Source organism: Roseovarius sp. THAF27 (genome assembly GCF_009363655.1).
Classification (GTDB): Bacteria; Pseudomonadota; Alphaproteobacteria; order Rhodobacterales; family Rhodobacteraceae; genus Roseovarius.
The window spans coordinates 3995926-4010956 of sequence record NZ_CP045393.1 but is presented as its reverse complement, the minus strand read 5'-3'; the positions used below and the strand labels follow the sequence as shown (position 1 = coordinate 4010956).

The 15031-nt window shown below is 60.8% G+C and carries 13 protein-coding genes, 1 tRNA gene and 3 pseudogenes; 8 read left to right on the top strand and 9 right to left on the bottom strand.

Going from position 1 to position 15031, the window contains the following annotated elements; translation table 11 throughout:
* The first annotated feature begins 137 nt into the window (after positions 1–137).
* Complete coding sequence (locus tag FIU89_RS19890) at positions 138–971, top strand: hypothetical protein (RefSeq protein WP_152494193.1); 834 nt, start codon at positions 138–140, stop codon at positions 969–971.
* Between the two features lie 104 nt (positions 972–1075).
* Entirely contained in the window at positions 1076–2032 is a 957-nt protein-coding gene (locus tag FIU89_RS19885; protein WP_172977970.1) for an endonuclease/exonuclease/phosphatase family protein, read from the top strand.
* On the opposite strand, the gene FIU89_RS22385 is transcribed toward FIU89_RS19885, so the two are convergent.
* On the bottom strand, positions 1996–2925 hold the full coding sequence (locus FIU89_RS22385; protein WP_172978175.1) for an epimerase: 930 nt from the start codon (positions 2923–2925) through the stop codon (positions 1996–1998). The two genes, FIU89_RS19885 and FIU89_RS22385, sit on opposite strands and share 37 nt — an antisense overlap.
* A 108-nt stretch (positions 2926–3033) precedes the next feature.
* Here FIU89_RS22385 and FIU89_RS19870 point away from each other — a divergent pair, with 108 nt between their 5' ends.
* The 3 genes from FIU89_RS19870 (at position 3034) to FIU89_RS19860 (ending at position 5284) form a co-directional block, all read left to right on the top strand.
* Positions 3034–3918 carry a LysR family transcriptional regulator gene (locus FIU89_RS19870; RefSeq protein WP_254701746.1) on the top strand — a complete coding sequence of 295 codons (885 nt, stop codon included), beginning with the start codon at positions 3034–3036 and terminating at the stop codon, positions 3916–3918.
* 58 nt (positions 3919–3976) lie between these two features.
* A complete protein-coding gene (gene leuB, locus FIU89_RS19865) occupies positions 3977–5083 on the top strand; it encodes a 3-isopropylmalate dehydrogenase (protein ID WP_152494189.1) in 1107 nt (368 codons plus the stop codon).
* A gap of 124 nt (positions 5084–5207) precedes the next feature.
* Positions 5208–5284, top strand: a tRNA-Pro gene (locus FIU89_RS19860).
* Positions 5285–5355: 71 nt separating this feature from the next.
* Here FIU89_RS19860 and FIU89_RS19855 read toward each other — a convergent pair.
* A complete protein-coding gene (locus FIU89_RS19855; RefSeq protein ID WP_254701745.1) occupies positions 5356–5778 on the bottom strand; it encodes a site-specific integrase in 423 nt (140 codons plus the stop codon).
* A gap of 245 nt (positions 5779–6023) precedes the next feature.
* Between FIU89_RS19855 and FIU89_RS19850 the strand changes: the two genes are divergently transcribed.
* On the top strand, positions 6024–6473 hold the full coding sequence (locus tag FIU89_RS19850; protein ID WP_172978174.1) for a siderophore-interacting protein: 450 nt from the start codon (positions 6024–6026) through the stop codon (positions 6471–6473).
* A gap of 300 nt (positions 6474–6773) precedes the next feature.
* Here FIU89_RS19850 and FIU89_RS19845 read toward each other — a convergent pair whose 3' ends face one another.
* Positions 6774–7925 (bottom strand): HPP family protein, encoded by a 1152-nt coding sequence (locus FIU89_RS19845; RefSeq protein WP_152494187.1) that lies wholly within the window; start codon positions 7923–7925, stop codon positions 6774–6776.
* A gap of 111 nt (positions 7926–8036) precedes the next feature.
* Between FIU89_RS19845 and FIU89_RS22965 the strand changes: the two genes are divergently transcribed.
* Positions 8037–8198 carry a DDE-type integrase/transposase/recombinase gene (locus FIU89_RS22965; protein WP_368373308.1) on the top strand — a complete coding sequence of 54 codons (162 nt, stop codon included), beginning with the start codon at positions 8037–8039 and terminating at the stop codon, positions 8196–8198.
* Positions 8199–8337: 139 nt separating this feature from the next.
* Here the strand turns inward: FIU89_RS22965 and FIU89_RS19835 are convergent.
* Positions 8338–9176 (bottom strand): annotated as a pseudogene (locus tag FIU89_RS19835) (IS3 family transposase); the annotation flags it as partial.
* Between the two features lie 253 nt (positions 9177–9429).
* Here FIU89_RS19835 and FIU89_RS22660 point away from each other — a divergent pair.
* Positions 9430–10250 (top strand): annotated as a pseudogene (locus tag FIU89_RS22660) (DDE-type integrase/transposase/recombinase); the annotation flags it as partial.
* Positions 10251–10341: 91 nt separating this feature from the next.
* Here FIU89_RS22660 and FIU89_RS22655 read toward each other — a convergent pair.
* The 5 genes and pseudogenes from FIU89_RS22655 to FIU89_RS19790 all read right to left on the bottom strand — a co-directional run.
* Positions 10342–10476, bottom strand: a pseudogene (locus tag FIU89_RS22655) (IS3 family transposase); the annotation flags it as partial.
* A gap of 257 nt (positions 10477–10733) precedes the next feature.
* Entirely contained in the window at positions 10734–11819 is a 1086-nt protein-coding gene (gene dctP / locus FIU89_RS19805; RefSeq protein ID WP_152494182.1) for a TRAP transporter substrate-binding protein DctP, read from the bottom strand.
* Between the two features lie 26 nt (positions 11820–11845).
* Positions 11846–13171 (bottom strand): TRAP transporter large permease subunit, encoded by a 1326-nt coding sequence (locus FIU89_RS19800; protein WP_172978173.1) that lies wholly within the window; start codon positions 13169–13171, stop codon positions 11846–11848.
* Entirely contained in the window at positions 13168–13701 is a 534-nt protein-coding gene (locus FIU89_RS19795) for a TRAP transporter small permease subunit (protein WP_152494181.1), read from the bottom strand. The genes FIU89_RS19800 and FIU89_RS19795 overlap by 4 nt, the downstream gene beginning before the upstream one ends.
* Positions 13702–13911: 210 nt before the next feature.
* The gene (locus tag FIU89_RS19790) at positions 13912–14940 is read right to left on the bottom strand and encodes a zinc-dependent alcohol dehydrogenase family protein (RefSeq protein ID WP_254701744.1); all 1029 of its coding nucleotides are present in this window, start codon (positions 14938–14940) and stop codon (positions 13912–13914) included.
* Between the last annotated feature and the right edge of the window lie 91 nt (positions 14941–15031).

Genomic DNA, 15031 nt, shown 5'->3' with positions numbered 1-15031 from the left:
ACTGGTGTCTTGAGCCGGATGGTGAAAGAAGGCAGAAATTGGGCAAGAATGAGGCAAGCCGTCATAATCGACGGACCCGAATTGGAACAATGTCGCGGCATCGAACCGTGGCAGGCCAGTTGTAAGGGAACCGGGCAGTGGTTTCGCAGATCATCAGCGCGCTGACGCGTGCAATACTCGTGGCATTGCTGGTGGCAACACCGGCGCTTGTGCTGCCGTCGGTCGCGACGGACACCGCACAGATTGTCGTGGTGATCGCGCTGCTGTTCTCGTTGCTCACCTTCATCGAGTATTTCGGCCGCTATCCGAGCATTGTCGAATTCCGGTTCGCTCCACCCTTCAATCGTTTGAAGTTCCTCGCACTGGCGCTTGTCGTGGTGGTGCTTTCGTTGATCGCGCGCGGCAAGATCGAGCCCAGCCCGATCACCCTGATCCTCACCTACTTCGCGCAGACCCTCGGCAATGCGATGGATTTCCCGTTCTCGCCGGTGCGATTGGTCGTGCTGATGCTGCCGCCGGATGCCAGCCTGGACCTTGCCAATTCCGTGCGGATCGCGGCTGCCGTGGCCTATAGCGTGTCACTGGTCATGGTGCTGGTCTTCGTTATCTTGGTGCGGCTTCTTGGATGGCCCATGCGCAACGGCGCGTTCAATGTGTGGGTCAACCTGCCCTTGTTCGATCCGACGCGCGGCGGCGACATCGTTGACAGGCTGCGACGCGACTCGGGTCTTAACATTGTGTTAGGAGCTTTGCTGCCATTCTTGATTCCGGCAATCGTGAAGGCGGCGTCCCTGGTGATCGAGCCGGTGTCGTTTCAGAGCGAACAAACATTGATCTGGATGATGACCGTATGGGCTCTTCTTCCCGCAAGCATTCTCATGCGTGGTATCGCATTGATGCGCGTGGCCGAGCTGATCGAGGAAAAGCGCCGCCGGGTCTATGCAAAGGCGGAAGGGTTGCAGAACGCCTGAGCGCGGGGCTTCTGGCCCTGATTGCGGCGATCTCACCCGCGGCGGCCGAAACCACCGTTCGTATCGCGACGTTCAACACCGAACTCGCCCGCGAGGGCCCGGGATTGCTTTTGCGCGATATCCTGTCCGAAGACGACCCGCAGGTCGAGAGCGTGGCCCGGCTGATTGCACGGGCAACGCCGGACGTCATCGCGTTGCAAGGTATCGACTACGACCACGATCTGATCTCAGCACGCGCCCTAGTGCGGCGGATCTCGGCGCACGGGCACGATTTGCCGCATGTCTTTGCGCTGCGGCCCAATACGGGCATGACCACCGGACTGGATCTCGATGGGGATGGACGAAAGGGCCGGCCCAAGGATGCGCAGGGTTACGGCACATTCGCAGGGCAGGGCGGGATGGCGGTTCTGTCACGGTTTCCCGTCGTCACCGAGGATGTGCGCGACTTCAGTGACATCCTGTGGCGCGACATGCCGGAAGCGCTTTTGCGACTTGAGGACGGTACGACACTCTTGCCGGATCGTGTAAAGAAGGTTCAGCACCTCTCGACCGTGGGACACTGGGTCGTGCCGGTTCGGATCGAGGACCAAACGCTGCGTCTCTTGACCTTTCATGCCAGCCCGCCGGTGTTCGACGGGCCGGAAGATCGCAACGGGCGGCGCAATCATGACGAAATCGTCTTTTGGCTGAAATATCTCGATGGCGCTTTCGGTGCCCGGCCCCAGCCGCCCTTCGTGCTGGCGGGGGATGCCAATCTCGACCCGATCGATGGGGCGGGACGCAAAGCAGCGATCCGGCGGTTACTTGCAGACGATCGGATGGTCGACCCCAAGCCGATGCGACCGGCCGGTGTGGCGCAGGGCAACGGACATGACGGCGACCCACGACTTGATACGGTGGACTGGCCAGGTCCCGATCCGGGGTCTTTGAGGGTCAGCTATGTTTTGCCTTCGGCGGATCTGGAGGTCCTGAAGGCGGGGATCGTCACTGACGCTACGAATAGGTCCGTGGAGGACGCCAGTCGTCACGGACTTGTCTGGGTCGATCTCTTGCTGAAGTGACACGAGCGGCATCGTGTCGCTCGGGCTGTTCTGCGCCAAGGCGCGACGACCTGGGTCAGCGCCTCGTCCAAGGGTGTATCCCGATAGTCCGGACATAGTTCGGCGAGGCGTTCGGATTGCAGGCTGTGCGGCAGGTCCCAGAGATATCGCATCTCGAGCAACCCGCGCGCCAGCGGCCAGAACGGCGCAGCCAACCGCAGGGGAAGCCAGCTCATCCGGTGTACCTTGATATCGTAGTGGAGAGCCTGCGATATGTGCTGCGCGAACTGATGGCCGGTTATCGCGTAGCCGGGGAATACGACCTCCTCGAACTGGCCGAGACTGGTCTTGCGACGGGCAAGTTGTTCCGCGGCGCGGGCCAGATCGGGCAGGAAGGCCCATGCGTGCAAGGCGTCCGCGTCACCCGGATAAAGCAGCTGACCCCGGCTTGTGCGTGACATCAAGACCTTGTCGAGCCATCCGCCGTCACGCTCGATGTCGAGGAAATCCCCGGAACGCAGAAGAATCGTCTGTACGCCGCTGTCGCGGTAGCTTTGCTCGACCTGTTTGCGAATACGCCCCAGCGCTGTAGGAGGCGCCTGACGCGTCGTTTCGGACCATGGTTTTGCGGTGTCGCGCCCGTAGATATACACGTTCCCGGGAAGAAGCACGGCAGCCCCGCTGGAACGGGCGGCGGCCTGGATCCTCGCGTGAAGACTTGGAAGCTCCTGCTCCCAGAGATGATAGGGCGGGTTCCAGGCGGCGACGATGATATCGGTGCCCTGCGCCTGCGTCATCAGGTCGTCATGGGCGCGATCAAACAGCCGCACGGTCCAGCCCGCGTTCCAGAACGCTTCGGCCGCGTGACGCCCGAACCGTCCGGTGGCGCCGAGAACAAGAACGGTCTTCTGCATCAGATCGCACCTCGTGCTGCTTGGATCGACCTAAGGTTAGATAAATACCTAGGAATAGGAATTGCCAAAATTTGCGCATTCGCTATTCATTCGTGAATGGTAAGTCGCATGTCAGATATTGACTGGTCCCTTGTCCGGGCCTTTCTTGCGGTGGCGGAAAAGGGGTCGCTTTCGGCGGCCGGTCGCCTTTTGGGGACGAGCCAGCCCACCCTGGGCCGCCAGGTCCGTCAATTGGAAGACCTGCTGGGCCAGGTCCTGTTTCATCGAAAACCCAAAGGGCTGGAATTGACGGCAAACGGGCAATCCCTGCTGGAGCCCGCACGGAACATGCATCGCGCCATGATCGAGATCGAATTGACCGCTGCCGGCCAGCAGACCGAGGCAACCGGGACCGTACGGATTACGGCGAGCGATACGGTTTCGGTCTACATTCTGCCGCCGATCCTTGCCGCGCTTCATGCAGATCATCCCGGAATCCGCATCGACGTCGTGCCGTCTGACAGCAGCGAGAACCTGCTTTTCCGCGAGGCCGATATCGCGGTGCGGATGTATCGGCCCGAGCAACTCGAACTTGTTGCCCGGCATCTGGGGGACTTCCCGCTCGGTCTTTTCGCCTCGCGCAGCTACCTGCGAAAGGCCGGGCGCCCGCGCACGATCGCGGACGTCTTCGATCACCCGGTCATCGGGTACGACCGGAACGAGGAGATCATTCGTGGCATGCAGGAGCGCAACATGCCGGCCTCGCGCGATATGTTCGCCTTTCGCTGCGACAGCCACACGGTCGGCTGGGAAATGGTGCGCGCCGGATGTGGCGTCGGGTTTGGGATGAAGGCGCTGGGCGCATTGCACGACGATGTAGAGGACCTGGATTTCGACATCGACCTGCCAAGCCTCCCGGTCTGGCTCGCCACCCACCAGGCGCTTCGGCACACGCCCCGTATCGCCGTGGTCTGGGAGGCGCTGGCCAAGGGATTGAAGCCCCACCTTTCTTGACCCTTCCCGCGCGTCAGGCTACGCGGTGGCAACAGTCAGGATTTGGAAAGGATTCCGCATGAGCACTCCCTCGCTTCTCATTCTGCCCGGCGACGGGATTGGCCCCGAGGTCATGACCGAAGTGCGCAAGGTCATTGACTGGTTCGGGTCCAACCGCGGGATGGCCTTTGACGTGAGCGAGGATCTGGTCGGCGGCGCGGCCTATGACAAGCATGGCAGCCCTTTGCATGACGACACGATGGCCAAGGCGCAGGAGGTGGACGCCGTTCTGCTGGGCGCCGTGGGCGGGCCGAAATACGACAACCTCGATTTCTCGGTCAAGCCGGAGCGTGGCCTTCTGCGTCTGCGCAAGGAGATGGACCTGTACTCGAACCTGCGCCCGGCGCAGTGCTTCGACGCGCTGGCGGATTTCTCGAGCCTCAAGCGCGACGTGGTCGCGGGCCTCGACATCGTCATCGTGCGCGAACTGACCAGCGGCATCTATTTCGGCGAGCCGCGGGGGATCATCCAGGAAGGCAACGAGCGGGTCGGCATCAATACGCAGCGCTACACCGAGTCCGAGATCGACCGGGTTGCACGCTCGGCCTTTGAACTGGCGCGGCGGCGCTCTAACAAGGTCTGCTCGATGGAAAAGGCCAACGTGATGGAATCGGGCATCCTGTGGCGCGAAGTGGTTCAGAAGGTGCATGACGAGGATTACCCCGATGTCGAGCTGACCCACATGTACGCCGATGCCGGCGCGATGCAGCTCTGCCGCTGGCCCAAGCAATTCGACGTGATCGTCACCGACAACCTGTTTGGCGACATGCTGTCGGATGCCGCCGCGATGCTGACCGGTAGCCTTGGCATGTTGCCCTCAGCCAGCCTGGGTGCGCCGATGGCCAACGGACGGCCCAAGGCGCTGTACGAGCCCGTGCACGGCTCGGCACCGGATATCGCGGGGCAGGGCAAGGCCAATCCGATCGCGTGTATCCTCAGCTTCGCCATGGCGCTGCGCTACAGCTTCGACCAGGGGGACGAGGCCAAGCGCCTTGAAACGGCGGTCGAGAAGGTGCTGGCCGACGGCCTGCGCACGGCGGACCTGCTGGGCGAAGAGGGGGTTCAACCCGTCACCACCAGCGAAATGGGCGACGCGATCGTCTCGGCACTGTCCGATAGTCTCTAGGCGGTCGGGTGTGGTTCGCGCAAAGCCAGGCTGAAGCGACGCTCTGGCTGGCGCGACTTTTCTCCGTAGGGTGATTCCGTCCTTGCAAATGAAAGGGCGCTTATGTAATCGGCTGTCTCACGGACGGAGTGTAGCTCAGCCTGGTAGAGCACTGTCTTCGGGAGGCAGGGGCCGGAGGTTCGAATCCTCTCACTCCGACCAGTGAATAAAGGCGCCCGTGGGCGCCTTTGTTGTTTTAAAGACAGTGATCCTCGGTTCACTGAACCTGATATCTACCCGAACTCTAACGCACTGGCGGCCTTGCGAAGGTGCTCTGGGCTGTAGCGTGCGTAGGTAGAAGCCGTGATCCGCGAGTCCGAATGACCCAGATACTGAGCGATCTCGTCCATTGGGATGCCTGCTTCTGCCATATGGACTGCTGCCGTGTGGCGCAGCACGTGTGGCGATACTTCGGACAGTCCAGCATCACCTGCAGCTACTTTGAAGCTCTTCTTGATGGACTTCACGGGGCCACCTGCCCATTCCACAACGTAGTCCGACAACGCGGCATTACGCGCTTCCAAGAGCGCCACACGTAAGCTCTCAGTCATCGGCACGATAGCTCTACCTTTCCGCTGACCTTCGCCGGTGCGAAGGTTAATCTGACCGCGCTCGAAGTCGACCCGATCCCACGTGAGCTCCAGAACTGCCGTCACCCTTGCCGCCGTCGACAACACCAGCCGTATAGCGAGCTTGGTATGCGGTGCACAATCAACCGATAGTAAATGGCCTGTCTATCGGCGCGTCAGATACCTCTCCTTCGGGGCAGGCTTGCTGGGACGTTCGATGTAGGGCGCCCTATCGATCAGCCCGGTTTTAACCGCCCAGTTCAGACAGGTCCGCAGCTTGCCGAGCTGAGTCCAGATCGTGCCATCCTTGATTCCTGCCTGTCACCTTCGACGTGTTCGAACATGAGGGCGGGCGTGCGACACACTGGGCCCGGACGGCGCGTCCCGGCGATATCGTCGGCATCAGCGGCCCCGGCAGCGGTGGATTTCCGCGCGCGCGATATCTTCTGATCGCCGGAGACGAGACGGCCCTTCCGGCGATCCGACGTATCCTTGAGACCTCAGAACCCGACCGGCGAGGTCACGCCATTCTCGAGGTGGGCACGGACGCCGACATCTGCGACCTGCCGCGTCCCGACGGGATCGCCCTGACCTGGTGCGTGCGACAGCGGCAGGAGAGGCTGTGGGATCATCTGTCGCAAGCGCCCTTGCCCCCGGAACCCTACCGTTACGTCTGGGTTGCCGCCGAAAAAGCCCTTGTCCGAGATGCGAAAGCAAGGTTTCGACACACGCTCGGGCTTGATGCGGACAAGGGATATTGCGCGTATTACTGGGAGGCCTGATCCAGTGTAGCAAGGATGGAGCGGCAAGGACCAGTTACCTAATAGAGATCTCTCCAGAAACTTGGACTCGCCAGTGAATTAGGGCCATTGAATCCGAAACCGACGACCTGTCTCGTCGGCGCGCGAAGGGTTACATCAATGACATTTGTAACATGCGCACGAGCAAACGACGCTACATGAGATGAGCCCGCCGACATGCGCATCGGATCGCTCGCGGCGTTCAGCCAGCTTTGAGCCACCATGAACATTGAGTAGAGCAAGTATTTTTGCCGCAACCGAATTGGGCAGCCGCGCGTCTACCTAATTCGGGTTTGTTCGCGCCACGTTTCTAGCCAGTGCCGCGACAAGGTCTGTTCGTGTCACGATGCCAATGATCTTGTCTTTTTCCAGAACCGGAACGGCATCCGTATCCCCATCGGCCATCATCGGCAGCAACGCCCCGATTGGCGTATCGGCCATCGCACGGGGACCGGCGACACTCATGATGTCCCCGGCCCTTGTCGGGTTTTCGCGGTTTCGGTCCAGCAGTCGCCGCAAGGCGGCAGCGTATCCGCGGTCAAAACGCAAGGCATCCTCTCTTGCCTGGCGGATCAGATGGATCTGGAAAATGACCCCCAGGAACTTTGCATCCCGTTCGACGACGGGAAGGGAAGTGAATCGATGCCTCCGGAAAATGTCTGCGACTTCGCTCAGGGACGTTTCGGGGCGGATCGTGGCAAGGTCCCGGGACATGATGTCCTGCGCCGTCACCGGAACGGAGTGATGTGCCGCGGCCTGCATCTCCGCTGCCCCGATCAGGCGCGCCAGGTCCTCGACGCCAAGGTTGAAAGACTGGCTGTAGCGTTCCAGGATCTCTGTCAGCTGTTCCTCGGACAGCCCCAGCCGTTCGGTCGGATTTCGGTCGCCAGTCCCGTGTCTGCTTGGATCATCGAACTGACGAAAGGGGTAGTGCCGCCCCGTCAAACGCGCATAGACCGTCGCAAGAACCACAAGCGCGACGGTACCCACGCCAATCGGTGCAATCGCGAACCAGAACCCCAGATGCGCGGTGGCATCGGGCGACAGGGCCGCCGTCATGGCCACTGCACCCGCCGGCGGATGGACCGCGCGACACAGCATCGTCGCGGTTACGGCCAACCCCACGGCAAGGCCGACTCTCAAGGCGGGATCGTCGACCCATAGGCAAACGGCGACTCCGACCAGTGCGGCTATCGTATTGCCGACAATCGCGGACCAGGGTTGCGCGAGCGGGCTGTTCGGGACCGCGAACAACAGAACGGATGTGGCGCCGAAGGGTGCGACAAGGTACAGCCCCAGTTCCAGGTCGACAGTCGGCGACAGCACGAACAGTCCGGTCAGCCCGAGCCCGATCAGGGCACCAAGCCCTGCCCGAAAGGCCTCGATGCCGGAAACATGCGCAACCGCAGGTCCAAGTGATTTCAGAATGTGCAACGACACGCCTCCCGGCAAGTTGCGCACAAACTTTCACCGCTTGGCGAAAGGTTCAACAGAGCAAATGACCGAACGGGACTGTTGCATTGATCAACTGCGCGCGACAGGTTTCTGTCGGAGAAGCACCAGCGCCGTGCGAGCGTCGATAGGCATGCAGATGAGACCTACATTCGCGTCGGTGGCAAGTGGCGGTTTCTGTGGCGCGCCATTGATGCGAAGGGACAGATGCACCCTGGAACTACTAGCGCAACAGCCCCCTCGGTCATTGAATGAACTCCCTGAGGTTACGGTAGGCAATCGTAAAGAATCTTGGCGAGATGGGCGGCTCGTTCCCCGATGATGGAACGTGTTTTTGAATCAGGCTGAAAGAGGTGATTGCAGACGTAGCCAAAGCCGATTCCGGTATCCGGGTCAGCATCGCATTCGAGGTCAGCTCGGTGCCGTTGTCGCTGACCACCATGCAAGGGTAGCCGCGCAGTTCTGCGATACGGTCCAGCTCGCGGGCGACACGTGCACCGCCGATTGATGTGTCGACGACAGCTGCCAGGCATTCCCGGGTGAAGTCGTCAATGACGTTCAGCACCCGGAACCTGCGACCGTCCTCAAGCGCGTCGGACATGAAGTCGAGTGACCACCGCTGGTTCGGTCCCTGCGGTATCGCCATCGGCGTTCTGGTGCCCACCGCACGCTTGCGACCGCCCCGTTTACGAACGGTTAACCCTTCTTCGCGGTAGACACGATAGAGCTTCTTCCAATTGAGCTCCCAGCCTTCGCGCCTTAGCAGAATATGCAGCCGACGATACCCGAACCGCCGCCGTTCAGAAGCCAGTTCCTTCATCCGAGCGCGCAGCTCTGTGTCCTCCGGTCGCTTCGTCTTGCGCCGATACACACGCGGTTCGATCCCGGCCAGCGCACAGGCGCGTCGCTGATTGTAGCCCTTGGTCTTCATAGCCCAGCCCACGGCATTCCTCCTCGAACCGGGCTTCAGAAGTTTTTTCCGAGCATCTCTTTCAGGGTGGCAACGTCGAGCATCTGCTCCGCCAGCATCTTCTTCAGCTTCGCGTTCTCAGCCTCCAATGCCTTCAGACGCCGGGCGTCAGACACCTCCATGCCGCCATACCTCGACCGCCACTTGTAGAACGTGGCGTCGCTGATCCCGTGCTTGCGACACAGCTCCTTCGCACCGAAACCAGCCTGGTGCTCCTTCAGGATGCCTATGATCTGCTCTTCGCTGAAACGGCTTCTCTTCATCATCTGTCTCCTTCGTTGGAAAACAGGCTAACCTTAAATCGAGGACATTTCAGGGGAGCAGGTCAGTGTAAACTATATCGTATCCACCAAAGAAAATTTCCCTACAAGGATTGTAAGAGAAGTCGTTAGTGAAACGCCAATTATCTTTTGGGATGCTGAATGCTAAGGTCATAGCGCACCATGAATTTCTGACTGTTTTACTCGGAAAATATTCGGTCAGCAAGGGTGTTTGTTGACTCACGCAGCGCGGTCGGTCTGGAACCGCATCCCGGACAAGGTGCGCGAGGATGTCGTCGGTTTTGCGCTGGAGTACGAAGACCTGACGCCCTGGAAACTGGCGGTCAAATACACCGATGAGAAGCGCTGCTTCATCTCGGAATCTTCCGTGTACCGCATCCTCGGCCCCGAGGAACTGATCACCGCCCCGGCTCACGTGGTGATCCGGGCTGCCCCCTCTCGGCAGATTGCTTTGCAATTGCCTGCCGGGCAATGGATGAGTTCCGCGACAAGACCAGCCGGTCGAACGAGATGTGGCAGACCGACTTCACCTATCTTAAGGTGATCGGCTGGGGCTAGTTTTACCTCAGTACGATCCTCGACGACTACAGCCGCTACATCATCGCCTGGAAGCTCTGCAAGACGATGAAGGCCGGTGACGTGACCGACACGCTGTAACTGGCGCTGGACGCTTCGGGTTGCAGCCACGCGATCGTGATGTACAAGCCGAGGCTGCTCAGCGATAACGGCGCATCCTGTGTAGCGGCCGAGCTGGCAGAGTACCTCGACGGGAAAGGCATGGATCACGTCCGTGGTGCCCCGTAACATCCCCAAACGCAGGGCAAGATCAAGCGCTGGCACCAGACCATGAAGAACCGGGTTCTGCTGGAAAACTACGTCCTACCCGGCGACCTGGAACGCCAGATTGGCGCCTTCGTCGACCACGACAACAACCTCCGCTATCATGAGAGCCTGGCAAACCTGACCCCAGCCGACGTCTACCACAGTCGCGGCGCGAAGATCCTGAAGATGAGAGAGGAGATCAAGAAGCAGACAATCCGACAACGACGGTTGTAGCACCAAGCCGCAGCTGCATAAACTCAAACAGCAACCGAACCAGAGCCTCCGTTAAAAAACGGCCCGCGAAGCCCGAAAAAGCCTGACGACGGACACTCTCGGCAATGCCCTCACGGCGGCAAAGCACGGCGATGCTATCTTCGCCCCGAAGACCGGCCAAGACGATCCTGATCTTCTCGTCGGCCGAGTACTGCTTGCGGGTCTTTCGTTTGATGCCCCTGACCAGCCTGTCAGCGGCGTCTTTCGATGTTCCGGATTTCCTGTTCCTCTTCGCGCCATAATGGCTTCGATTAACCAGAAATCCTCCGTTGCTCAAACCCCTAAATCTGTCCGGTGGGGGCTGACGTTAGACAGATGGCTGATTTCGGCACGGTGTTGAGGCCTTTGTGCGACCAGTGACCCAGGCCGGGCGCGACCTCTCGCTTCGCAGCGCTGGGAATGCCCGCCGGGCAGCGGGCATTCCGTTCAGTCTGGTTCAGGCGGTCAGCCTGCGCAGTCTTGCAGTGCAGCCACGTCCGGACCGTTGGGTGTGCGCCCGAGGTTGAACGGCGCGGAGGCATCGCGCCACTGGGCGTAGTCCTCCAGGTACTGGACCATGCTGAGATAGACCTTGGCCGAGTTCGGGTTCTCGCACGCGGTTTCGACGATGACCTCGTTGGCCATCTCCTGGACTTTCTCCAGGGTCGCGTCGTCGTAGCGGTTGATCTCAACCGCGTCGTCGAATTTGGCATAGGCTTCGGTTGCGCGCTTTTCGGTGAAGGCCAGCGACCACAGCAGGGTGGCGTCCGCCGCGATCTGCAGTTTCTCCTGGGTCTCGGGGCTAAGCGCGTCCCAGGCCGACTTGTTGATCATCACGCCGAAGACCGAGGCAGACTGGTGCCAACCGGGCGTCGCCCAGTACTGGGTCACCTGTTGAAAGCCGCCGGACCAATCGACGTTGGGTGTCGAGAATTCAGCACCGTCGATCACGCCGCGCTCGAGCGACTGGTAGATTTCGCCACCGGCCATCGAAACCTGGTTGCCGCCCAGACGCTCCAGCAGTTTGCCCTGCTCGAGGCCGGAAAGCCGCAGACGCTTGCCTTGCAGGTCTTCCAGCGTGACGATCGGCTCGTTGGTACGGAAGCCGGATTCGTTGTTGGTCACGCCGTAGGGCAGGTAGACCATGTTAAACTGGCCGTAGATCTCGTTATAGAGCTCGGCGCCACCCCATTGCTGGATCCAGTTCACGTAGTCCACCGCGTTGAACAGGCTGGGCGTGGTGGCCAGCGGAGAGAATGCCGCATCGCGGCCCGCCCAGTAGCCCGGCCAGTCGGCGCCGGCCTGAATCGTTCCCGATTCCACCGCGCCGAACACCTCGCCCGACGGCACAAGCGCGCCGCCGTCGAAGAACTCGATCGTCAGTTCCCCTTGGGTCAGCTTGTTGGCGAGATCGACAAAATGCTTGTCGGTCTCTATCAGTTCCAGGGAGGACGGCCAGGTGGTGGTCATCGTCCAGTTTTCCTGCGCCGTGGCCTGTCCGGCCAGCGCCGTCGCGACTGCGGCCGCAAGTGCGAATGCCTTGGTAGTCATGGTATCTCCCTTTTCCATGGTTTGGTTTACTGAGTGTAAATGACGTCGGGCAGCCACGTGACCAGTGCCGGGAACACGGCCACCAGCAAGCACATCACGACGATCAGGGCGATGAACGGCAAGACGCCGCTGATGATCGAGCCGGTGCGAAGCTCCGGTGGCGCAATGGCCCTGAGGTAGAACAGCGCATATCCGAATGGCGGGGTCAGGAACGAGGTCTGCAGAACGACCGCCATCAGGACGACGAACCAAAGCAGGTTCACATCGGGCATTTCCTGGATGATCGGCAGAAAGATCGGAAAGGACAGAAGCACGATCCCGGTCCAGTCGAGGAATGCGCCAAGGATGAACACGATCACCATCATCATGGTGATCAGCATCCAGGGTTCCATGTCGAGGGTGCGAATGATCTCCTGCGTCGCGCGCAAGCCGCCGGTGATGTTGAAGACGCCGGTGAACGCCGTCGCCCCGACCACGATGAACAGGATCATTGCAGAGGTACGCCCGGTTTCAAGCATCGCGCCGTAGAAGCTGCCAAGCTGGAACCGGCCCCGCGCGATCACGATGAGAAGGGCCAGGGCGGCACCGATTGCCGACGCCTCGGTCGCCGTGGCGATCCCCGCCAGAAGCGAGCCGAGGATGCCGAAGATCAGGACCAGAGGCGGCAGCGCCTCGACCAGCAGCATCCGCAGAAGGGTCGAGCGCTCGACCTTCTCGTCGGGCTCTACCGCCGGGGCGAGATCCGGTCGTAGGACGGAAATGATATAGACGTAGACCGCATAGCTCAGCCCGAGAAGGACCCCGGGAACCATGGAGCCTGCGAACAGCTCGCCAACGGAAAGGGGCGAATAGCTGGCCATGAGGATGAGCATGATAGACGGCGGAATGAGGATGCCGAGACAGCCCGAGGCGGCAATAACCCCGGCTGTCAGCGAAGGCGCATAGCCGTATTGAAGCATCGGACGCAGGGCCATGACGCCCATCACCGTGATCGAGGCCCCGATGATGCCCGTCGTGGCGGCCAGAAGAATCGAGATGAAAACGACCGCCAAGGCAAGCCCGCCCCGGACCTGGCTGAGCAGCAGGCGCAGGGTTTCGAACATTCGGTCCGTCACGCCGGAATCCGAAAGAAACCGAGCCATCAGGACGAACAGCGGAATGGCGATAAGCGTGTAGTTGTCCAGGACATCACCGAAAATGCGGTTGATGACGATGCCCAGAACCATGGGCTTGCCGGCTATGATCGCAGTCAGCACGGCCGTCCCGCCCAGTACGAAAGCCAGAGGATGACCAAGGAACAGGCCCGCCAGCAGGAGGCCGAACATCAATACCGCGATGTACTCGGGATTCATTGATTGCCCTCCTGCCGGTCGAACGTGATCTTGAGGACTTCTGAGATGCCCTGCAGCAACAAGAGGCCTGCCGCTGCGCACATCGCCAGCTTCAGCGGATAAACCGGCATCTGGATGGCGCCATATGTAACTTCGCCCTGCGCGAAAGAGCGCATCGCAAACTCCCACGAGCGGGTCAGAAAGACCCAGGCGAACGGGAAGAAAAAGACAACGTAGCCCACAAGGCTGATGATGCGTTGCGCACCGTGGCCAAACCGTTCCGTCAGGATATCGACCCGGACATGCGCGTTGTGCCGCAAGGCGTAGCCCCCAAGCAGAACGAAGTAGAAGCCGAACAACTGTTTCGAGACATCGAAGGCCCAGCGGGTCGGTTCGCTGAACACGTAGCGCAAAACCACGTCGTAGATGATGATTGCGGCGAAGACGATGGCCAGAACCGAAACGATCCTCCCGACGATTTCATTCAAGCTATCAATGGCACGCACCAAGAACACAGAATTGCCTCCTCCCGAGTGATCCGCGAATGTCATGGTGCCTGGAAACCATGATCCCCGTGTCGGGTCAGACCATCGGATAAACCACATAGAAGTGCAAGCAATCGCGTCAAGTTATATAAGATCATGTTTTCACTTCAAAAATCTTATTGGCCTTGCGCCGCAATGGCTTTGGCCAGCAAGGCGCACAGGTTGTCACCTGGGGAGTCGCGCCTGTCGGGGAGCGCCGGCCGCGGCGGGCAGAGATCAGAATTCAGTGATCACCGTGGCGCCGACGCCGGCAAAGCTGTCCATTTCCGTGAGGGCATCGATGGAGGCTTCGAGCGTGATGAGATCGCCGATCAGTTTTTCAGGGTTCAAGACGCCCGATTGGATCATTGCCAGCATCGCGTCATAGCGGTGTGCCTGCATGCCGTGACTGCCCAGGATTTCCAGCTCGTCGCCGATGACCCGGGCCATGGGGGCGGCGGGCGTGGCCTGATCCGCCAGAAGCAACCCGACCTGCACGTGCCGTCCGCGCTTCCTCAGGTTCATGACGGAGTTGAAGAAGGTCGTGGGATGGCCGAGCGCGTCGAGCGAAACATGCGCGCCGCCGCCGCTGATGTCGCGGACGGCGCTCACCACATCCTGAACCTTGGTGGCATTGACGGTGTGGGTCGCGCCGCAAGCCTTGGCCTGCGACAGTTTCTCGTCCGAAATGTCGATGGCAACGGTTTGCGCGCCGATCGCGCGCGCGATCATCAATGCGGACAGCCCGACGCCGCCGCATCCATGCACCGCAACCCATTCGCCCGCACGCGTGCGTCCTTGGTCGACGACCGCGCGAAAGGCTGTCGCGAAACGGCATCCCAGGCTCGCCGCGGTCTCGAAGGACAGGGTATCGGGCAGGGCGACGAGGTTCAGATCGGCCTGGGCAATGGCAACGTACTGAGCGAACGAGCCCCAATGGGTGAACCCCGGCTGGAACTGTTGGTGGCAGACCTGCTGGTGGCCCGCATGGCATTCGGGGCAAGCGCCGCAACCGCCGACGAAGGGAACAGTCACCCGGTCTCCTACCTTCCAGCGGGTGACGTCAGGCCCGGTGGCGGCGACGCGCCCTGCAAGTTCATGGCCGGGCACATGCGGCAGGACGATATCGGGATCATGGCCCATCCAGCCGTGCCAATCGCTGCGGCAGACGCCGGTTGCGCCGACCTCGATCACCACGCCTTTCGCGTCGGGTTCCGGGTCCGAAACCGTGACGATTTCCGGTCGCGCCCCGAAGACCTCGAACATCACGGCTTTCATGCTGTTTTCCCTTCTGCGCAGGAGTGATCTATACTGGCGGTCTAGCAGGTCGCATTCGACTGCAACAGCCGATAGAGAC

Coding starts and splice junctions, on each gene's coding strand:
- FIU89_RS19795 (WP_152494181.1), bottom strand. CDS start 13,701: ATGACATTCGCGGATCACTCGGGAGGAGGCAATTCTGTGTTCTTGGTG.
- FIU89_RS19790 (WP_254701744.1), bottom strand. CDS start 14,940: ATGTTCGAGGTCTTCGGGGCGCGACCGGAAATCGTCACGGTTTCGGAC.
- FIU89_RS19800 (WP_172978173.1), bottom strand. CDS start 13,171: ATGAATCCCGAGTACATCGCGGTATTGATGTTCGGCCTCCTGCTGGCG.
- dctP (WP_152494182.1), bottom strand. CDS start 11,819: ATGACTACCAAGGCATTCGCACTTGCGGCCGCAGTCGCGACGGCGCTG.
- leuB (WP_152494189.1), top strand. CDS start 3,977: ATGAGCACTCCCTCGCTTCTCATTCTGCCCGGCGACGGGATTGGCCCC.
- FIU89_RS19870 (WP_254701746.1), top strand. CDS start 3,034: ATGTCAGATATTGACTGGTCCCTTGTCCGGGCCTTTCTTGCGGTGGCG.
- FIU89_RS22385 (WP_172978175.1), bottom strand. CDS start 2,925: ATGCAGAAGACCGTTCTTGTTCTCGGCGCCACCGGACGGTTCGGGCGT.